We start from the raw sequence: 19,290 nt of genomic DNA, 5'->3' as shown, positions 1-19,290 counted from the left end.
CGCTCCGCGCCCTCTGAGCCAGTGGCATGATGCCCAGGGCGGGGGACGGGCGACCGAGGGTGAGGCGGGGGACATGGGGGAGGCGCTGGACGCGGTGGACTGGCAGGCGCTGGAGGGGGCGGGGCCGGACCGACCGGCCACCGACGTACCGAAGGTGCTGCGCCGGATCGCCCGGGCGGACGCCTCCACCGATCCGGAGGTGGTGCAGCGGGCGTACTGCGACCTGCAGCGCCTCCTCCCGGCCCCGGCGCGGCCGGGCACCGACGTGGCGACGGCCGCACTGCCGTTCCTGGTGGATCTCGCCCTCGCCCCGCAGACCCCCGCACGGCACGACTTGGTCGACCTGCTGGCGTACCTGGCCGGCCACGGGGAGGGCGGGGAGGCCGACTCCGTTCGCGAGGCGGCCTGGCAGCGGCAGTGGCCCCGTCTGCGGAGGCTGTTCGACGACGGGGATCCCGTGGTGCGGCGGGCCGCGCTGCAGCTGGTCGCCGACCGGACCGGGCCCCTGCTGGAGCGATGGCACCGGGAGACGGACCGCTCCGTCCGGGTGCCCCTCCTGCTGGCGCTCGGCCGGGCCGCGGCCGAAGAGGACCCGACGCGGTCCGGGCGCGCCGAGGTACGGGCCGTGCTGGACGACGCCCTCCACGGCGGAGATCCGGTGCTGCGGGTGGCAGCCGTGATCGCCGCAGCGCCCATGGACCCGCAGTCGGTGCTCCGCGCCGGCCCCATGCTTGTGGAGATCCTCACCGATCCCGTGGTCGCCCCGGAGTTCGGGGCCGTCTGGTACACCCTGGACCACGAGTTCTCGTACGAGCGCAACGATGTCGTGGCCCGGGTCGTACAGCTGCTGGAGCCCGACACGGCGGCGGCGACCTCGTTCGTGGCCGCGCTGGCCGAGGCAGGCAGCCGGATCGGCGACGCGGAGCTGCGCCGGTGCGCGCTGGACGAGGCGTGGGGACTCGTGCTGACCCGGCCCTCCGCGGAAGAGGCCGTACTGGCGCTCGCGGCGGGGCTGTTGGCCGACCCGGACGACGACGTGCGCTACAAGGCCGCGCACCTGCTGGCGGTGCTCGGCCGCAGGGCGGCCCCGTACGGCGACCGGCTCGCCGCCCTCCTCGACGACGCCGGGGAATCGGAGTTCTTCGACGGCACCGTCGGTGACCACGCGCGGTGGGCCCTGACCCGGATCGGGGACCCTCGCGCCCTGCCGGATCTCATCGAGCGGCTCGTCGCGCCCTACCGGGACATGCTGGGCCGCGGCTATGGCCAGAGCGACCCGCGGCAGCCGGACGTCGCCGACGTCCTCCGGCCGCTGCGCGCACACCGCGGAGTGCTTCTGCCGGCGGTACGAGAAGCCCTGCGGGACGAGGTCGCCCGCGCGGGATGGCTGGTCGGGGACCTGCGGGAGGTACTCCGCGCCTGGGGGGAGAGCCCGCTGCTGCCCGGTGAGCCCGAATCGTCGTACGCGCAGCCGTGGGAAGCGCCGTGGCCGGAACCGGCGCAGGCGGAGGCGACGGTGCTGGCGTACGCCGCCGACGGGCAGTGGCACTGGACGTTCCCCACCGCCCTCGACGCGCTCACCCGCCGCGGACACCTCGCCCAGCCCGTCCGGGAGGCACTCACGGCTCTCGTGGCCGCGGACCGCCGTCTCTCGGAGTACGGCGACTACCGGGCGTTCCTCCAGGACGAGCAGATCCGCGCATGGATCGGCCGGATGCCGGCGCTGCCCTAGTGGCGCCGCCCCCGCGGACGGTCCCGGGCGGGGTCGAGACCGTCGGGGCAGGCCGGCCCGCTCGGCAGGAGATGCCCCGGGCTCACCTGTTGCGCAGGGCCCGGCGGATCCCGTACAGGGCGAGGAGCAGCACGATGACGACGACCAGGACGATCAAGAGATTCTTGAACAGCCCGCTCGTCTTCTTCTTGCTCTTCTTCTTGCCCTTCTTGTTCCCGGTGGTGGCCCGGACCTGGGACGACGTCGGTGCGTGGAGCCCGGTCGCCACGCCGGCGCCGGCGAGCAGCCCGCTCTGCGGGAGCGCGGCGGCGGCGGGGGCCTGCCGGGCGGTCGGAGCGGCCGCCGAGGCGGTTGCCGCAGGGCCCAGGAGCAGCCCGGCGAGCACGAAGAGCGGGACGAGTGCCGTCGCGGCGGTCGGGCGCTTCCTCGGATTGCTGTGCGTTGTCACTGTCTCCCCTGTTCTCCCCTGCCCCGGCCGGGACCGGCGGGATCCGGATGGCCGCGGCTCGGAAGCATCGTCGCCGCGTTCGACCTTCCCGGCAAGGACATGAGCCGTGCGAGATCGGTCCGGAGTGCTGCCCACGGCGTTCTGTTACGCGGCCATGACATTCAGATGCTTTTGAACACGCTCAATGATCGCTAGATTCTTGAACATGATCAAAATTGAGTACGGGGCATGGGTGCGCGAGTTCGAGGCAGAGCGGGAGCGCCGAGCGGCCGTGGGCGACCCCGACTGGGGGAAGGGTGCGCAGCTGTCGCCCGAGATCGTCCGCAGCATCCAGAAGTTCCAGGTCGGCGAGGACGGTGACGGCTCCGCGCTCTGCGGCAAGGCCGACCTCGCGGGTGATCCGGTCTACTCCGAGGCGGTCCGGCTCTTCATTGCCGAGGAACAGAACCACGCGCGGATGCTGAAGCTGCTGCTGGCGGCCGGCGGGGCCGACACCCTCGACGGGCACTGGAGCGACGCCGCCTTCGTCCGGGTCCGGCGGCTGCTCGGGCTGCGGGTGGAGCTGCTGGTGCTGATGATCGCCGAGGTGGTGGCCCTGGGCTACTACCGGGCCCTGCGCGACGGCGCCGCCGACCCGCTGATCTCCGAGGTCGCGGGCCGGATCCTGGCGGACGAGGAGCGGCACGTGCCCTTCCACTGCCTGCGCCTGCGGGAGGGGCTCGCGGGACTGCCCCGGCCCGCCCGCCGGGCGGTGACGGCAGGGTGGCGCGGACTGCTCGGCGCCGCCGCCGCCCTGGTCGCAGTGGACCACGGACCGGCGCTGCGGGCCCTCGGGGTGGGCCGCGGCGCGTTCGTCGCGCAGACCCTGCGCTCCTCCGGGTGGATGGCCCGCGCGATGTCGGGCGGCCCGGTTCCGGCCCCGGCGGGTGCGGGGCTGGGGGCGGGCGTCTGACCCGCTCGCCCGGGCCTGCCGTGCGGGCCGCCGTGCGGGACTGCCGCCCGGGGCCGCCGCCCGGAGGCCGTGCCCGGACGGGCGGCGGACCGCGATCCGAGAGGGCTCAGGCCCGGCGTGCGACTGCCGCCAGGGTGTCCTTGACCTCCTGCACCACGCGGGCGGCGTCCTCGGGGTTGTGCACCACATCCGTGTGGTTCATGTCGATGACGAGGACCTCGCTGGCCGAGTAGTGCTTGTGCACCCAGTCGTCGTAGCCCGACCACAGCGTCCGGTAGTAGTCGACGAGACCCTTGTCCTGTTCGAAATCGCGGCCCCGTAGCCCGATGCGGTGCAGCACCGTCTCGAAGTCCGCCTTCAGATAGACCATGAGGTCGGGGGCCTTGCGGTACGGCAGGCCGTCGATCTCGCGCATCATCTCGTTGAGCAGCCCCTCGTACACCCGCATCTCGAGGGAGCTGATCCGGCCCAGGTCGTGATTGACCTTGGCGAAGTACCAGTCCTCGTAGATGGACCGGTCGAGGACGTTGTCGCCCTGCTTGTACGCCTCCTTGATCGAGGCGAACCGCGTCTGCAGGAAGTAGAGCTGGAGCAGGAAGGGGTAGCGCTTCGCCTGGATCTCCTCGGGGCTCGCCGTGTAGAAGAGCGGGAGGATCGGGTTGTCGTCCACGCTCTCGTAGAAGACCTCGCTGCCCAGCTCCTTGGCGATCAGCTCGGCCACACTGGTCTTGCCGATGCCGATCATGCCTCCGACGCAGATCACTGGCATACCTCACTTCTCCCTGGGGGTCTTCTGTTCGTGGGCGGGTGAGCCGGGCGTCCCGCATCAATGAGACGCACAGCGGCGGTCATGCGACTCCCGTGATCTTCATGACCGGCGTGACCGGCGTGACGTGGTCCCCGTCCGGACCAAGGCCCTGACAAGGGCCGCTCTCCTCGACCGGCCCGACCGTTCCGCAGTCGCCGCGCACGGCGACGAGCCCCGGCCCTGCGGCCGCCCTGAATCTTAAATGACGATCAGCCTCATGCATGCAGAGCGTTACGGAGCTCACCGGAGAGGCCCGGAGAGGCCCGGAGAGGCCCGGAGAGGTGCTACTTCTTCGCCGCGTCGTCGGCATTGCGCCAGACCGTCAGGTCGACGGTGATGAACCTGGTCTCGTCCTTCGCGCCCGACCTGCTGCGGAAGGTCGCCAGCGTGATGTGGCCGGCCTTGCTCAGCACGCAGACCTGCGACCCGTCCGTGAGCTGGTCGAGCCCGAGCTTCTCGGTGAAGCGGGTCACGGAACGGCAGGTCTCCAGGGAGCCCTTCTCGGAGTTGTTCAGCAGGACGAGCTTGCCGTTCGCGGTGCCGAACTTCTCGTCCCCGAACAGGGTGTCCCGGTAGTAGAAGAGGTCCCCGTGCCCGTAGAGCACCCCGGCGCCGGTCGGCTCCTCGGCCGGGCGCGGCGGGTTGTCCGCGAACATCAGCTGGTGGTTCTGGGGCATCTCGATGCCCTGGTACGACACCGGCTGCGGGTCGGGCCGCTGCTGCGAGCTGCCCGAAGAGGAACCACCGCCGGACGCCTTGTCGCCGCCGCCCTTGCCGGTGCCGTCCGGCAGCAGGGACCCGAGGACCACGAGCCCTACGACCGCCGCTGCGACCGTGCCGATGACGATCAGCCCCGTCCGCCTGGGGCGCGGCGGAGCGGGCGGACCGGGAGCGAAGCCCTGGGTGTGGAACGGCGGCGGCGTGCTGTGGCCCGGGGTGTACGTGGGCTGCGTGTACGGGGGTTGGTTGTACTGCGGCTGCGGCTGCGGGTACGAAGGCTGCGGGTGCGAAGGCTGCGCGTACGGGGGCGGCGTCCGGTAACCCGGCGGCACGGTCCCCGGAGCCCCCGGCGCGGGAGGCCGCGGAGCCGGAGCCGCCTGCGTCGGCGCCGCGGCCACACCGGTCGGCGTGAACCCGGGCGCGGGGGCGGGCGCCGGAGGCGCACTCGGGGCCGGTGCCGGGGACTGCGGCGAGACCTCGGTCGGAGTCGGAGCCGGAGCCTGAGCCGCAGGGGCCGTCGGCGCGACCGTCGGTGGCTGCGGCGGCGGGGTGGGCGCCGGTGCCGGCAGCTGCAAACGCTCGGTGATGGAACCGGCGACGGCCTGCGGCAGCCAGTCCTCGCCCTGGCGCAGCGGGGCCTCCGAGGCCGCGTTGCACAGCTCGATGACCTCGGTCAGGGTCGGCCGGTCGGCCGGGTCGCGGCTGAGGCAGCGGGTCACCACCGGCCGCAGCTCCTCGGGCAGGGCGCTGAGGTCGGGGTCCTCGTGCACGATCCGGTAGAGCACCGCGTGCGAGGGCCCGTCGCCGAAGACGGACGCCCCGATGGCGGTGAAGGCCGCGATCTGCCCGAGGGCGAAGACATCGGTGGCCGGGGTGACCGTGCCGGCCGAGGCCTGTTCGGGGGCCATGAAGGCCGGGGTGCCGACGCTGACGCCCGTACTGGTCAGGGCGGTGGAGTCGGCGGCCCGGGCGATGCCGAAATCGATCACGCGCGGGCCGTCCGAGGCGAGCAGCACATTGGCGGGCTTGAGGTCGCGATGCACGATGCCCGCGCCGTGGATGACATGCAGGGCCTCGGCGACCCCGACGGTCAGCAGCAGCACGCTGCGCACCGGCAGGGCGCCGTGCCGGGCCACGGCGTGGGCGAGCGAGGGGCCGGGTACGTAGGCCGTGGCCAGCCAGGGCTGGGCGCCCTCGGTGTCCGAGTCGATGACCGGTGCCGTGTAGAGCCCCTGGACCCGTTCCGCGGACCGTACCTCCTGCTGGAAGCGCCGCCGGAACTCGGGGTCCTCGCTGAACTCGGGCCGGATCACCTTGATGGCGATGGGCCGGCCGCCCGGCGTGTAGGAGAGATAGACCTTGCCCATGCCGCCCGCGCCCAGCAGGGCCGCCAGGCGGTAGCCGCCCACGACGGCCGGGTCGTCCGCCTTGAGCGGCTGGAAGAAGCCGGCGGAAGGTGCACTGCCCATGGGGGACCCATCTCTGATTGCCGCGATTCGGCACCTGCCGGCGCCCCGAAGTCAACCGAGAGCGTACCCAATGGCCGGACCGTCCCCGCCCCGGACCGTCCCCGGACCGCCCGTCCGTCCCCGGGAGTTGGCGGTCCTGCACTTCCGGCAGCCGTCCCTCCCGGACGGCCGGCCGCTACCAGCCGAAGCGGCGGTTGACCACAGCCGCGAACTCCTCGAACGTCAGCATGCGGTCGCCGTTCTGGTCGGCCGCGTCGAAGAGGGCCGAGGATTCGTGGGTGTCCCCGACGCCCCAGAAGGGGATCGCCCCCTGCGCCGCGAGGGTCGGACCCTTGGAGCGCAGGGCCCCGATGACCTCGGCGCGGGTCAGAGTGCCGTCCTGGTCGAGGTCGAGGGCATCGAACAGGCGCCGGGCCTTCTCACTCATCACGTGGTCCTCTCAGAGGTGCACGCACCGCCTCCCGGGCGGCGCGTTCTGCCCGGGAGGACGCTGTGGGCCCGTGCGGGGTTGCCTCACCGGTGTCGGTTTCGGCGGGGCCGGGCGTGCTCATGGATGGCTCCCGGACCCCCGGCGGTTGAAGGGCAGCCTGCCGAGTACGACCGCCATCCCGCAGGTGTTGGTGAGCGCGGAGAAGACCAGGCCGCCCCCGATCGCCGCGGACAGCAGCGCGAGCGCGGGGTGGAGGAGCTGCGCGAGGGCCAGGCCGAGCAGCACGGTGACGCCCGCGGCGAAGCGGACCTGGCGTTCCATCGCCCAGACGGTCCGTGCGCGGGAGCCCTCCGGGTACTGGAGCCCGTGGCCCTCGGCGGTCCAGGCCTGGGTACCGCCCGTGAGGCTCGACGCGGGGATGCCGTGGGAGGCCAGGGCTTCGGCGGCGTTCTCCGATCGGGCACCGGAGGCGCACACCACGAGCAGGGGCCTGCGTGCGGCGGCCCGCCGAAGCTCCGGCAGGCTCCGTGTGAGGCGGTCGAGGGGGACGTTGACGGCGTCCGGCAGATGGCCGGACGCGAACTCGCCCGGGGTGCGGACGTCGACGACGGTCAGTGCGCGCAGCCGCGGGTGGGCCTGGCTGACGTCGAGGAGGGTGGGAACGCTCATGGCGGACCTGGTCCTTGGCAGAGGGGGAGGGGAGAAGGGCTCGGCGGTGCGCCGACGCGTGGTCCGGCGCGATGTGCGACGCCGTCGCCATGCCGGGGATGTTAGGCACTGAGGGAGGCCCCGGCCACGGTCCGGCCCACCTCGCCACGAGACCGCCACACGGCGGCAACAACCAGCGGAAACGACCTGCGGCAGCAACCTGCGGCGGGGACGACGGCGGGGACGGCGCGCGTCGGGGGGACCCCCGTCCCTGCACCCGTCCCGAGCCCGTCCCGCACGCGACTACCCGAACGAGTGAACGGTCACCAGGAGGCGACCAGATCGCTCGTTGACGAGGTCACCCTTCACCAGGTGACGTGCAGGGCCTGCGGTGAGCGGTGGATCAGCGTGGGCCGCATCCGGGGCCGTGGACGGGCCCGGTCCAGTCGCAGATCCGGCATGCGGCGGACGAACAGCTCCAGTGTCAGACGGAGTTGCTCGCGGGCCAGCTGGGAACCGGGGCAGCCGTGGGGCCCGTACCCGAAGGCGACGTGCTGCCGGTTCCCGGGCCGGGTGATGTCGAACTCACCTGCTCGTTCGTATCGTTCACCGTCGCGGTTGGCCGAACCGTACGCGACCAGCACGGCGGCCCCTGCGGGCAGTTTCGTTCCGGCGAGCGTGACCGGCCGGGTGGTGGTCCGGCGGAAGGCCTGGATGGCCGTGTCGTGCCGGACGGCTTCCTCCACCGCCGCCGGCACCAGGGACGGATCGGCGCGTAGCAGCTGCCATTGCCGCCGGTCGCCGAGCAGGTGCATCAGCATGGTGCCGATGAGGGCGCTCGCGGTGAGGAATCCGGCGATCAGCAGGTTCTGCAGGCTCGTCACCAGTTCGTGACGCTGTTCGAGCGTGAGCTCGGCGTCACCGGGGGCCAGGGCGGCCACCATGGTCGAGCACATGTCGTCCCGGGGGTGGTCGCGCCGGTCGCGGACGTACCCGTCGAGCAGGTGCTGGAGCGCGACCACGTCCTCGGCGGCGGCGACCTGCCCCTTTGGCGACAGGGGACGGAACAGCAGTTCCTCGGCCCGGTAGCCGCCGTGTACTGCCGCGGGCACGTCGGCGGGGTCGAGCCCGATCAGCCGTCCGACCACCATCCCGGGTAACTGCCGGGCGTACGCCTCCACCAACTCCGCGGCCCCGTCCGCCGCGAAGCCGTCCACCAACTCCTGCGCGCAGGTGCGGGCGTACGGGAGCAGCGCCGCCACCCGGGCGGCGGACAGTCCCCGGTTCAGCGGGGCCCGGTGCCGGCGGTGGGCAGCTCCGTCGGAGGACACGACGGTGGGCCGGGGTCCGAACCCCCGCTGCAGGACGCCGAGCGCCGCCTCGGAGAGCGGGACGTCCGGCAGGAGGGCGTTGGCCGAGGAGAAGTCCTCCGCGCGCAGCAGCACTTCCCGTACGTCCGCGTCACGCGCCACCAGCCACGCGTCGAACTCGGGCACGTACGTCAGCCCCTCGGTCCGGCGGGCGCGGTCGTAGAGCGGATACGGGTCGCGGTACAGCTCGTCACGCCGCGCCTGGTCGTCGTGCCACGTCACTGGGACCTCCGGATCACGGTCGGGACCGGGCGGGGGACACCGCCGCGGGTGACCCCGCCGGTGCGCCGGGTCATCCTGCCCGAAAGCCGCCCGGCCCGGTAGGGCGCCTGCCGGCGGGCGGCATCGCCCGAGCGGCGACGAAGCACTCGCCGTGCCGCTCGGCCCGGTCGCCGGGCGGCGACCAGGCCTGAGGGCCCGCACGGATACGGCGAGAGCCGCCCGAGCGGCTACTCCGCCGTCGGCTCGACGTAGGTGGCGTCGAACCAGTCGAGGAACTCGCGGACAGTGCCGATCTTGGCGACTCGGGCGTGCAGGGCCTTCTGGTCGTGCCCGGACAGGAACCAGCCGCCGGCGACCTGCTCACCGCAGCCGCACCCGCACAGGCGGGTGTCGTGCGGGGAGTGGACAAGACCGGCGCGTTCACCGGAGCACGACCGTGACGCCGCGCCGTTCGAGGAGTTGGAAGATCTCCTCGAAGTAGGAGAGCCGGCCGAGCGGGTCCTCCACCACGTCCGCCAGCGCGCACCGCGCGACCTCGAAGTCGTGCCAGATCAGGGTGAAGGGCGGGGCCACCCCGAATCCACCGCCCAGGCAGTCCTTGAAGGCGTTCCACTCCCGGCCGAAGTAGCGGCCGGGCCCGAGCAGGGCCTCGGCGACCGCGCAGTGCAGCCCGGCGACATCCGTGATGAACCGGCCGTCGAGATGGTGCTCGCCCCCGGACCGGTCCGGCCGGGGCGCGGGCAGGCGCCAGGCGCGCGTGGTGAGTTCCAGCCACTCGGCCCGGCCCTGCGCGTCGTACGGCGCCCACAGGTTGGGCTCCGTCGGCGGGCCCTGGTACCACGCCGCCCAGACCGGGCGGACCGCCCGCGGTGGTCGATCCTCGCCGCCATCGGTGAGCGTGATGTCCTCCAGCCCGTCACCGAGCACGGAAGGGCGCGCCCCGTCGACGGCCAGGCCCACGGTGCGGGAGGCCATCACGGCACCATGGCGATCCAGCACCAGGAGCTCGGCCGAGCTCCGTGCCCACCGGCGGGGCTGCTGTGTCCCCACGAGCAGCGGTTCCGCGGCCTCGCAGCCGATCAGCTCGAGCGGGACGGGGGCCGGGTCCGCACGTGGGACGAACAGGCCGTCCACGGCGGAGCATCGGCCCGCACTCGCGGCAGCGACCGTCGTTCCCCCGAAGAGCTCGAAGTGCGACGCCTCGGACGCTTCGAAGAAGCTCTCGTCGTTCCTCACGCCGGCGCCGAGCACGATGTCGTAGCGCCCCGGATCGGCCGGGTGCGGCTGGTGGGCCACCACGACCGCGTCGACGAGGGTCCACCACTGCACCGCCTGCTCGTCGTCCCAGACCTCGAGGCCCAGATCGCCCAGGCTCCGCAACGAGACGTCGGGCCCGGCCAGGGCGTCGCTCAGCAGCCCGTCGGGGCGACAGCCACGGAGGGTGAGAACCTCCCGCGGCGGCGGGACCGGGTCGACGAAGAGCCCTTCGACGCCCGCGCACCTCCCCCAGAGCTGTTCCACACCTTCTTCGTCCTCCTGGACCAGGAGGTACCTCACCGGGAAGGCCCGGTCCCATCCGGCGTGCTCCGCGATGCGCACCCAACCCCCGAACGTGCGAGCGACCTCCGGCCTACGATACGGGCCCTCCCGGCCTGGCCCGGCCCGGGCCGCGCGGGGAGCGGTCGTGCCGACGGGCGGGCCGCCCCGAGGCGCCGCCCCGCATGAGAAGTCGCTGTGATTCGGGAGAGCAGGACTTCGGACCCTTGCATGAAACGTGAACTACGGGAAACGTATCGCTGAACAAGGCCTCCACATGCGCCTGAGCGCGCCGCTCCTGCTCAGGGCACTCAGAACACCGGCAGTTGTTCATCAGCGCCGCACACCGAGGACGTACATGCAGGGAATACGCCGTCTTCCTGTTCCGGCCCGGCTGCGCAGATTCGCCCGGACAGTGCGTCGCCGCAGCGGGATCCCGCGTCAGCCGGGCCCCGCCGGGCCGGAGCGCACGGGCGACGGGCCCTCGCGGCGCGGCCGGGCCGCCGACCGTGAGGAGGAGCTGCTGGCGACGGTGCCGGGCCTGGTGCGCCACCGCGGCCGTCTCGCCCTGGTCCGGGACGACCTGCTCCCCGCCGATGCCCGCGACGCCAACCTCCGGTCGCTCGCCGAAGCGCTGGAGGCCGCCGACGTCCCCTACGGGCTCGTCCCCGACGGCCGGCTCACCCACCGGGTGGCCATCGCCCCGGGCGACCGGGCCGCCACGCTGAAGGCCTGTGCCGCAGCCTTCGCAGGAACCCCCCTCTACGCCCGACTCGTCACGGCCGACGGCGAGGCCGGGGACGTCCTGGCAGAGGACCTCCCGGCAGCCGTCGACGCCGTCGAGGGGGTCCCGGCCGGCGGAGGCGACCGGCAGGCCGGTGGGTCCGCGCGGTCCGCCCGGGTCCGCGCCGTACGCCTCCACCATCCGGTCGTCACCTCCGGCCGTACCCTGGTTTACGGCCCCGAGACCGGCTGCGACCTGGAGTTCTGGGAGGCCCCGGACTCCGGCGAGGGTGCCCTGGCCACGCTGCGCGAGACCCCGTACGGCTGGTGGGTGCCCTCCCTGACGGCCTCGGCAGCCCGCCGGATCGGTGACCGGGACTACCCCGTCGTCGGCTGCTTCTCCGGTCGCTTCCCGGACGACATAGATTTTCCCGTCGACGCCGTGATCACCTGGGTGGACGCCGCCGACCCCGCGTGGCGCCGACGCAGGGACCGGGCCGCGGAGGCCGCGGCCGCCGGCACCGGCCGCCCCACGGGGATCGACCTCGCCGACAACCGGTACCGCGACCGCGGCGAGCTCCGGTACTGCCTGCGCTCCATCGCCGCCTACGCGCCCTGGATCCGGCACGTCTTCCTCGTCACCGACGACCAGGCCCCCGACTGGCTCGACACCTGTCATCCCCGCGTCACCGTCGTCGACCACCGCGAACTCGTGACGGACCCCGACGCTCCCGAGGTGTTCAACTCCCACGCCATCGAGAGCCGGCTGCACCGCATCCCGGGCCTTGCCGAGCACTTCGTCTACTTCAACGACGACATCTTCCTCGGCCGCCCCCAGCGCCCGCAGGACTACTTCCTGCCCTCCGGACTGCCCAAGGTGTTCCACGACCGGCGCGCCGTCGACCCCGGCAGCGGGGCCGGCGACGACGTGTTCACCGCCTCGCAGAAGGTCACCCGGCGGGCCGTCGAGGAGGCCGTCGGCCGCACCTATCCGCACATCCTGGCCCACACCCCCTACCCCCTCACCCGCTCCCTCTTCACCCGTACCGAGGAGCTCCTGCCCGGCCGGCTCGCCGCCACCGCCCGCTCGGTCTTCCGCAGCACGGACGACCTCGCCCCCATCACCCTCGCCTCGCACCTCGCACTCGCGGAGGGCCATGCGGTCGAGGGCCACCTCGCGCACGTCTACGTCAGCACCGCGCGCCACGACGTGACCGAGACGCTGCCGCCGCTGGCCGCGGAGCGCAGCAACGACGCCTTCTGTCTCGCCGACGACGAGGACGCGCCGACCGAGGCCGGAGCCGGAGCGAGGGACGGAGCGGGGGTCGGCCTGACCGCGAGGCAGCAGCACAACATCGTCGCAGCCTTCCTGGAGGCCTACTTCCCGGTGGCCTCGCCGTTCGAGAAGCGACAGCCACCCGGGACGGGGGACTGACCCCCCTGCGACCCGGCCGGGGCGCGCCGGACGGCCCCGGATCCGGTCCTGGCGCGGCATCCCGGCACACAGGACTCCCGCCCACGGCGGCCCCGGCCGAGCGGCGACTATCGTGGACGGCGCCGCCGGTGCACTGCGCAGGGGCGGCGCGCCAGTGGCGGAGCGGGCGCCCGCAGTGTTCGGCCTCGTGACCGGACGGCACGCCGTGACCGGCCCCGGAACCGAGCAGGAGAAGCTAGTGACGCACAAGCCCGAGGACAACGCCGCCGAGAGACACGAGAGGTGGCTGCAGAAGGGCGTCGCGCTGCGCGCCTTCTTCTACATCTTCGGCACCCACCTGTTCGCCGGGTTCGTGTGGCTGCTGTTCTACCTGGGTCAGCACGCCCAGAAGTAGCCGCCGCCCGGGCTTCGCGGTGCAGATGGCGACGGACGCGAACAGGCCGTGCGCCGGTCGATGCCGGCATGCGCTGACGACCGCGCCCCCGAGGGCGCCGGCGCGGCGAATGGGGGCCGGAACCCCTCTTCGACGCGGGACGCCGGGGCCGCTTCGCACCGGGCGATATGGGTGTCGGCACGGATGGACGGGGCTCCTGGCGGGCGGCAGGCTGAGGCGGGGTATGGACTCACCGCAGATGCCGGGCCGTACAGGGCCATGGCCGAACCCTTCGCCCGGTGCGTGATGCGTGGGAGGCGATGCGTAAGGGGCGACGTGTGAGCGGGGTGCGGCAGCGGGCCGCGACACGACAGGGGGGCCACGCAGGTGGATCTGATACCGCAGCAGTCTCAACACCCGCGCAGAGCGGACGCGATGGTGGTCTGCGGCGACGACGCACTCGCCGTACGGCTGGCCGGTGAGCTCCAGGACATCTACCGCCAGCCCGTCACGCTCCTGCTGCCCGACGCCGCGGTGATCGGCCCCGTACCTCCTCGCACCACCAGGGTCGTCGAAGCCGAGACACCGGACGCCACCGCCCTCCGCGAGGCCGGCTGCGCCCGTGCCACGGCGGTGGCGCTCGCCTACGAGGACGACGAGGCCAACATCCGGGCGGCGCTGACAGCGCGCCGCATCAACCCGCGAGTGCGCCTGGTCATCCGCCTCTACAACCGCAAGCTCGGCCGCTACCTCGCCGAACTCCTCGACCAGGCAGCCGCCGTGGCCGGAGACCCGGCGAGCACGGCGGACTCGGCGACCGTGGTCCTCTCGGACGCCGACACGGCGGCTCCCGCACTCGCCGCCACCGTCGTCGCAGGAACCGGCAAGGTCCTCCAGGCCGACGGACTGCTCCTACGGGTCACCGAACGCACTCCGCGGCAGCGGCGGGAGACCACCGAGCCCAGCCTCTGCACCCTCGCCCTCCTTTCCTCCACCACGGACGACCCCGCCGGAGCCGAGGGATCGGACCGCAGCGGCCCCGCCGGCCCGCAACTCCTGCCCTCCGCCATGGAGGTCGCACAGTCCGCGCAGCGGGGCGCCGTCGTACTCGAAGCGGCCTCGTACACCGCCTCGTCCGCGCCACAGCGCCGGCTCGGCGCAGCCGCCCTGCCGGTGATGGAACTCTTCTCGCGCCGGGTCCGCTGGTCACTCGTCGGCTTCACCGCTGCCGTGATGGCCATCGCCGTCACCTCGTCCGTCACCACCGGCGATCACCCCGTCCATGCCGCCTACGTCACCCTCCTGGACCTGTTCTCCATCAACGACCCGGCGATCGGCGACCCGACCGAACGCCAGCTGCTCCAGCTCTTCACCGGCCTGATCGGACTGCTGCTCCTGCCGGTTCTGGTCGCCGCCGTCCTCGAAGCCCTGGGTTCCTTCCGCTCGGCCTCCGCCCTGCGCAGGCCACCGCGCGGCACGGCCGACCACGTCGTCCTCCTCGGCCTGGGCAAGGTCGGCACCCGCGTCCTGGCCCGGCTGCGCGAGCTCGGCATCCCCGTCGTCTGCGTCGAAGCCGATCCCGAAGCCCGGGGCATCGCCCTCGCCCGGAGCCTGCGTGTCCCCGTCGTCCTCGGTGACGTCACCGAGGAAGGCGTCCTGGAGGCCGCCCGGACCGACCGGGCCCACGCACTCCTTGCGCTCACCAGCTCCGACACCACCAACCTCGAAGCCATCCTCTGCGCACGCACGATCACCCCCGACCTGCGCGTGGCCCTGCGCCTCTACGACGACGACTTCGCCACCGCCGCCCACCGCACCCTGCGCGCCGCCCACCCCCAGGCCGTCACCCGCAGCCGCAGCGTCACCTCCCTGGCCGCGCCGGCGTTCGCCAGCGCCATGATGGGACGCCGGATCCTGGGCGCCATACCGGTGGAACGCCGCGTCCTGCTCTTCGCCGCCGTCGACGTCGCCGGACTGTCCCACCTCGAAGGCCGCACCATCGCCGACACGTTCCGGCCCGGCCACTGGAGGATCCTCGCCCTGGACACCACCGACCCGGCCGACCGGCGACCCGACCTGCGCACCACCCGGCTCGACGGCCGCAGCCACGTCAGCGGTCTCCTCTTCGACCTCCACCCCGGCCACGTCCTCGGCCCCGAGGACCGGGTGATCATCTCCGCGACCCGGCAGGGCCTCGCCGAGCTGCTGGGAAGCGGACACGCCCTCGCCCCGGCCGACCGGGGCGAGCTGCTGTGACAGGGCCGACAGCTCGACCCCGACCTCGACCGCGATCGCCGCGAGCAGCTCGCGGCCGTCTCACACTCAGCTCATCGTCCGAGTGCGAACGACGCCCGTTCCCGCCACTCAGTGCCGTCGTGCACCATGAGTTCCACCGAAGAGACCCGAGCGGTGAACGGGAGCCTGCCGGTGAGGTCGGCCTCGATCTCCTTGAGGGCGGCGTCCTCCTGGCCCTGGGCGATCGTCAGGTGCGGCACGACCTCGGTGAACCGGCCCCGGTACGGAGGCGCCTCGGGCCACCGATCAGCGATCGCCCGTGTGAGCTGCCGCACCTGGGTGTCGGGCTCGGGAACGAGATACGACACCTCGGGGAAGCGTCCGCATCTCTCGAACCGCAGGGTGAAGGCTCGGTGGCCTCCCAGCACGTCCGCCAGTGCGGAGTGGACGGCCGGATCCAACCGGCTCTCGTCGAGAAACGGGTAGAGCACGGTCACATGGGCCGGAATCCCGGCCCGGGCGGAGTGGTCGAACCTCTCACGCCACCCGCGGACGGCCGACTCCGCCTCCGGAATCCGGATGATGAGCCCCGTCTGGCCTGCCTGAAACGTACTATCGCCCTCGTCCGTCATGACATCGCATGGTGTCACCTCTGCCGCCCGGTCGCGGCGGGGCGACCGCATCGCGCCGGTACGGCGCGCCCGGATCGGGCGCGGAGCGTGAAAAGATCACTACCTTGAGTGCCGAATGCTGTGGGGAGTGCAGATGTCCGAAGGATTGGTCCTGAAGGTCCAGCAGCTCGAGCAGATCTGGGCCGATGTCGAATCGAAGCTCGATCAGAGGCGTCGCGACGAGGTCGGGGACTACATCGCGAAGGCGAAGCAGGCCCTGAAGGACGGCAACGAGCCGGCCGGGTATTCGGCGGCGGACAGGGGTCTCACGGTCCTGAAGACGGCGCGCGTCTGACAGCCCGCCGCTCGCGGAGGACCGGCCGTCCGCTGCGAGGGTGCGTACGTGCGTGTGTACGCACCCTCCACGGGCTCTGACGATCAAGCCGCAGGGCTACAGCGCCATCAGACCGCTGACGGCGGTGATCAGCGCAGCGGCCGGCTGCGCGATGTCGGCCGCGCCCGCCACCAGGGCGCGCAGCCGTTCGAGCCGGGTCGGTGCCCGGCCGTCGGGGTCGCCGGTGGCCAGGTCGTCCGCCACGCCGTGGACGAGGGCGGCGGCTTCCTGCCGGTCGGCGTCGGCCAGGTCCCGGCTCGTCAGCACCAGCCGCAGCACCTGGACCAGTTCGGAGGCGCCGGGGCCGGTGCGGTGGTCGTTCTGGAAATCGCTGATGACCGTGTCCACCGGCTGGTTGATGAACGTGGTCCGGCCGTGGAAGTGGAAGTTGTTCTGCGTCATGGTGCGGGTCTCCTCGGCGCAGCCGGCGGCGATCTCGCCCAGCTCGCGGTTGATGTCGGCGGCGGCGGCGCGCACGCGGTCCAAGGCTGCGGAGCCCTCCGGGGTACCGGCCGGCAGCGCGCGGACCTGGTCGAAGGGGGAGCGCTGCTCGTCGTAGTGGTCCGACGGGCGCTTCAGCAGCTCGCGGGCCCGTTCAAGGGCCGCGGCGCGTTGCGGCGTCCCTTCGGGCCACTGCTCTGCCGCCTGGCAGGCCTCCTGCATCCGGCGGAAGGCGCTCTCGATGCCGGTGGCGTCCTCCCCGGCCGTCGCCCGGAACCCCGGAGCGCCGGGACGGACCGCGGCGTGCACCCGGGAGAAGAGGTGGCGCAGGTAGGCGGGACCCGTCGAAGTCAGCGGGAACACGGCCTTGTGCGGATCGCGGACGTCGTGGAACAGCACCAGGCACGGCAGCTGCGTGACGGCCACGCCCAGCTCGCGTGCCAGATCGTAGACGCGGTGGCGCTCGTAGGGCTTCCAGCGCAGCCAGCGAAGGGCCGCGAACGTTCGGTACGTCTCGTGGTCGAGGGTGTCGCGCCAGTACCGTTTCGCGGTACGCCATGCCGTGGGGCGTTCCACGACGAAGATGCGCAGGTCGGCACCTGACAGGGCATTGAGTTCGTCGAAGTACTCCCGGACGTAGCGGGCGAGCCCGGCATCGGCGTCGGTGTAGAGCAGCGCACCCCACAGCCCGGGCCGTCCACCGCCCGACGCCGCCGCGGCGTGGAGGACTGCCTGCATGTCCTGCGGACGCGGCACGGGCGCCAGTGCGTACGAGCGCTGCTGCGTGTGCAGGATGCACAGGACGACGACGTCGCCTGCCGCGAGGCCGGATTCCCGCACCGTCGCCCCGGGGTCCAGTGCGAGGCCGGCGAACAGGTCGGCCAGCCAGATGCGTTCGACGGTGCCGGCGCACCGGTTCTCCGCGACCAGGGTCAGCCCGTGCTCCCGGGCCGTCCGCAGCGCGCGGTCCTGTAACGCGGCGATGGTCAGCTCCGGCGGCGCGTCGAGGTCGACGTACTGCGCGAAGACCTCGTCGTGCACGAGCCGCCAGCGCCCCGGAGCCAGGTCCGCCACGTCCGGCCGGGCCGGCAACCCGATGCCGGGGAGCAGGAAGTGGGGGCGCTTGTGCGCCATGTTCTGCTCGCCGAGGGCTTTGACCAGCGCCGAGTTCAGACCGCGGTCGGAGACCCCCGTGATCCCGTCGCCCTCCAGGACCGTCAGCAACAGGCGCATGTCCGTCTCCTCAGCAACGCGAACCGGCCCCGGGGAACGCCCGTGCCGGGCACAGGACTCCCGTCGATGCCCAGCGGCACTCGTACCCCCGGGCAGCCGATCATGCCCTCTCGACGCCTCTGCCCGCAGGCGCCCGTGTGCCGGACCACCCGGACGAGGGACGCGGAGGCCGGGGTCCGGTACGGGCCGGCCGAGGTTTGCGCCCGGTTCCCGTCGGCCGCGCCGCCGGCGCAGCGCCCCGTCCGCCGATCAGCCGGTGCGGGCCTGCCCGAGCATCCGGCCGAGGACCGCCGCGGCCTGCTCCGGGTGTTCCTCGAGCCAGCTGCCGAGGTGTTCCCGGACGGCCCGGCCCACGCATTCGAGCACCTCGGTGTTGCCCAGCCCGCCGCGCGTGGATCCGAAGTATTCGGGGTGGTCCAGTTTCACCGACACGACTGCGGTCAGGCCTTCTTCGATCCGCTCGGCGCCCAGGTCGGGATCCGCCGCCGTCAGCAGCCCCCGCTGCCGCGCGTAGGTGTTGATCGCGGCGACCGACCCTCTGCGGAACCCTTCCATGTGCGTGCCGCCGTAGAAGGGGGTGGGGCGGCTGTTGGCGAAGCCGAGGATCCGGTTCACGGGGGAGGAGGACCATCGCATCGCGACTTCCACCGTGCCCGCCATGCCCGGGTCCTCCCGTTCGAACCCGATCACGTCCGGATGAACGGGCGCCCCTGCCCCCGCGTCGAGGAGGGCTACGAAGTCCCGCGCCCCGCCCGGGTACAGGTACCGCACGGACCGGGACCCGCCAGGCGGACGTTCGTCGGTCAGGGAGATGTCCAGGGACCGGTTCAGGAAGGCCAGTTCCCTGAAGCGTTCGGCCAGCGCGGCGAACGAGCACGCGGCCGTGTCGTCGAAGACGCCGGCGTCGGGCCGGAAGATGATGGTGGTACCGCTGTCGGCCGCAGGGCCTGCGGTCGTGCGCGGGGTGACCGCGACGCCGCGCGCGTACTCCAGGACCTGGCGGACCCCGCCGCCGCGCACCTCGGCCGTCAGCCGGCTGGACAGCGCGTTGGCGGTGAGGAGCTCCGGCCCGATGCCCACCAGGCTCACGGCAGCGGCACGGCGGCCGGCGGGCGCCGTACCGGAAGGCATGCGGGTCAGTAGGGCTTCGAGGTCGGGGCCTTCGGCGTCACCGGCGGCGTCGCCCGGGGCTCCCGGCCGGTCGACGACGACACGTACACCGCCTTCTGGCGTAAGGAAGACGCCGACCGCACGGGCGCGGCCCGCCAGGGCCTCGTTGACGGCCTGGCCGGCCACGGTGAACACCATCTCGTGCAGGCCGCGCACGCCCGTCGAACCGACGTACATTCCGGGCCGCTTCCGGATGCGTTCCAGCTCCCCCATGGCCTGGCCGCGGTTGGTGTCATGCGTGATGTGCTCCTGGTCCACGAGGGCCCCTCCGGTCGTGTCCAACTCTTCCCACAGCCTAGGAGCGATGCCATGAAATGCCAGGTCAGTGGCTGTTTGTCGA

Annotated in this window: 16 protein-coding genes; 6 read left to right on the top strand and 10 right to left on the bottom strand. The window is 72.9% G+C overall.

The genetic code is table 11. The features are described 5' to 3' along the window. Positions 1-73 precede the first annotated feature (73 nt). A complete protein-coding gene (locus tag OG753_RS05245; protein WP_405787341.1) occupies positions 74-1,732 on the top strand; it encodes a hypothetical protein in 1,659 nt (552 codons plus the stop codon). An 82-nt stretch (positions 1,733-1,814) separates the two neighbouring features. Here the strand turns inward: OG753_RS05245 and OG753_RS05240 are convergent, their stop codons facing one another. Next, positions 1,815-2,180, bottom strand: a complete 366-nt coding sequence (locus tag OG753_RS05240) for a hypothetical protein (protein WP_405787340.1) — start codon at positions 2,178-2,180, stop codon at positions 1,815-1,817. Between the two features lie 205 nt (positions 2,181-2,385). On the opposite strand from OG753_RS05240, the gene OG753_RS05235 reads away from it, so the two are divergent. Next, positions 2,386-3,132 (top strand): ferritin-like domain-containing protein, encoded by a 747-nt coding sequence (locus OG753_RS05235; RefSeq protein ID WP_405787338.1) that lies wholly within the window; start codon positions 2,386-2,388, stop codon positions 3,130-3,132. A gap of 106 nt (positions 3,133-3,238) precedes the next feature. Here the strand turns inward: OG753_RS05235 and OG753_RS05230 are convergent, their stop codons facing one another. From OG753_RS05230 to OG753_RS05205, 6 genes are all read right to left on the bottom strand, one after another. Further along, positions 3,239-3,901 (bottom strand): deoxynucleoside kinase, encoded by a 663-nt coding sequence (locus OG753_RS05230; protein WP_327260607.1) that lies wholly within the window; start codon positions 3,899-3,901, stop codon positions 3,239-3,241. Positions 3,902-4,224: 323 nt separating this feature from the next. Beyond that, positions 4,225-6,129: a serine/threonine-protein kinase gene (locus OG753_RS05225; RefSeq protein WP_405787337.1), complete on the bottom strand. Its 1,905-nt coding sequence runs from the start codon at positions 6,127-6,129 to the stop codon at positions 4,225-4,227. Positions 6,130-6,304: 175 nt separating this feature from the next. Beyond that, entirely contained in the window at positions 6,305-6,556 is a 252-nt protein-coding gene (locus OG753_RS05220; RefSeq protein WP_327260605.1) for an EF-hand domain-containing protein, read from the bottom strand. A gap of 120 nt (positions 6,557-6,676) precedes the next feature. Further along, the gene (locus OG753_RS05215; protein ID WP_327260604.1) at positions 6,677-7,228 is read right to left on the bottom strand and encodes a rhodanese-like domain-containing protein; all 552 of its coding nucleotides are present in this window, start codon (positions 7,226-7,228) and stop codon (positions 6,677-6,679) included. A 344-nt stretch (positions 7,229-7,572) separates the two neighbouring features. Then, complete coding sequence (locus OG753_RS05210; RefSeq protein WP_327260603.1) at positions 7,573-8,799, bottom strand: cytochrome P450; 1,227 nt, start codon at positions 8,797-8,799, stop codon at positions 7,573-7,575. 420 nt (positions 8,800-9,219) lie between these two features. Continuing rightward, positions 9,220-10,398: a barstar family protein gene (locus OG753_RS05205; RefSeq protein WP_405787335.1), complete on the bottom strand. Its 1,179-nt coding sequence runs from the start codon at positions 10,396-10,398 to the stop codon at positions 9,220-9,222. Positions 10,399-10,750: 352 nt separating this feature from the next. Between OG753_RS05205 and OG753_RS05200 the strand changes: the two genes are divergently transcribed. The 3 genes from OG753_RS05200 to OG753_RS05190 all read left to right on the top strand — a co-directional run bounded on the left by OG753_RS05200 (position 10,751) and on the right by OG753_RS05190 (position 15,122). After that, complete coding sequence (locus OG753_RS05200; RefSeq protein WP_405787334.1) at positions 10,751-12,493, top strand: Stealth CR1 domain-containing protein; 1,743 nt, start codon at positions 10,751-10,753, stop codon at positions 12,491-12,493. A gap of 238 nt (positions 12,494-12,731) precedes the next feature. Further along, a complete protein-coding gene (locus tag OG753_RS05195) occupies positions 12,732-12,887 on the top strand; it encodes a DUF6126 family protein (RefSeq protein ID WP_405787333.1) in 156 nt (51 codons plus the stop codon). 414 nt (positions 12,888-13,301) lie between these two features. Then, entirely contained in the window at positions 13,302-15,122 is a 1,821-nt protein-coding gene (locus tag OG753_RS05190) for an NAD-binding protein (RefSeq protein ID WP_327266641.1), read from the top strand. Positions 15,123-15,193: 71 nt separating this feature from the next. Here the strand turns inward: OG753_RS05190 and OG753_RS05185 are convergent, their stop codons facing one another. After that, positions 15,194-15,733: a 2'-5' RNA ligase family protein gene (locus OG753_RS05185; RefSeq protein ID WP_405787332.1), complete on the bottom strand. Its 540-nt coding sequence runs from the start codon at positions 15,731-15,733 to the stop codon at positions 15,194-15,196. Positions 15,734-15,866: 133 nt separating this feature from the next. Here OG753_RS05185 and OG753_RS05180 point away from each other — a divergent pair, with 133 nt between their 5' ends. Further along, on the top strand, positions 15,867-16,067 hold the full coding sequence (locus tag OG753_RS05180; protein ID WP_327260598.1) for a hypothetical protein: 201 nt from the start codon (positions 15,867-15,869) through the stop codon (positions 16,065-16,067). A gap of 96 nt (positions 16,068-16,163) precedes the next feature. On the opposite strand, the gene OG753_RS05175 is transcribed toward OG753_RS05180, so the two are convergent. Both OG753_RS05175 and OG753_RS05170 read right to left on the bottom strand, forming a co-directional pair. Then, the gene (locus tag OG753_RS05175; protein WP_405787330.1) at positions 16,164-17,780 is read right to left on the bottom strand and encodes a hypothetical protein; all 1,617 of its coding nucleotides are present in this window, start codon (positions 17,778-17,780) and stop codon (positions 16,164-16,166) included. Positions 17,781-18,029: 249 nt separating this feature from the next. Next, on the bottom strand, positions 18,030-19,232 hold the full coding sequence (locus tag OG753_RS05170) for a DNA gyrase subunit B (protein WP_405787329.1): 1,203 nt from the start codon (positions 19,230-19,232) through the stop codon (positions 18,030-18,032). Between the last annotated feature and the right edge of the window lie 58 nt (positions 19,233-19,290).

This window comes from Streptomyces sp. NBC_00029 (assembly GCF_045160505.1).
GTDB lineage: Bacteria > Actinomycetota > Actinomycetes > Streptomycetales > Streptomycetaceae > Streptomyces.
The sequence above is the reverse complement of the archived record's forward strand: the minus strand, read 5'-3'. Positions and strand labels throughout refer to the sequence as shown.

What these genes read in the sequence shown, in the direction of transcription:
- OG753_RS05245 (WP_405787341.1), top strand. Translation starts at nt 74, where the DNA reads ATGGGGGAGGCGCTGGACGCGGTGGACTGGCAGGCGCTGGAGGGGGCG.
- OG753_RS05235 (WP_405787338.1), top strand. Translation starts at nt 2,386, where the DNA reads ATGATCAAAATTGAGTACGGGGCATGGGTGCGCGAGTTCGAGGCAGAG.
- OG753_RS05230 (WP_327260607.1), bottom strand. Translation starts at nt 3,901, where the DNA reads ATGCCAGTGATCTGCGTCGGAGGCATGATCGGCATCGGCAAGACCAGT.
- OG753_RS05225 (WP_405787337.1), bottom strand. Translation starts at nt 6,129, where the DNA reads ATGGGCAGTGCACCTTCCGCCGGCTTCTTCCAGCCGCTCAAGGCGGAC.
- OG753_RS05220 (WP_327260605.1), bottom strand. Translation starts at nt 6,556, where the DNA reads ATGAGTGAGAAGGCCCGGCGCCTGTTCGATGCCCTCGACCTCGACCAG.
- OG753_RS05215 (WP_327260604.1), bottom strand. Translation starts at nt 7,228, where the DNA reads ATGAGCGTTCCCACCCTCCTCGACGTCAGCCAGGCCCACCCGCGGCTG.
- OG753_RS05190 (WP_327266641.1), top strand. Translation starts at nt 13,302, where the DNA reads ATGGTGGTCTGCGGCGACGACGCACTCGCCGTACGGCTGGCCGGTGAG.
- OG753_RS05185 (WP_405787332.1), bottom strand. Translation starts at nt 15,733, where the DNA reads ATGACGGACGAGGGCGATAGTACGTTTCAGGCAGGCCAGACGGGGCTC.
- OG753_RS05180 (WP_327260598.1), top strand. Translation starts at nt 15,867, where the DNA reads ATGTCCGAAGGATTGGTCCTGAAGGTCCAGCAGCTCGAGCAGATCTGG.
- OG753_RS05175 (WP_405787330.1), bottom strand. Translation starts at nt 17,780, where the DNA reads ATGCGCCTGTTGCTGACGGTCCTGGAGGGCGACGGGATCACGGGGGTC.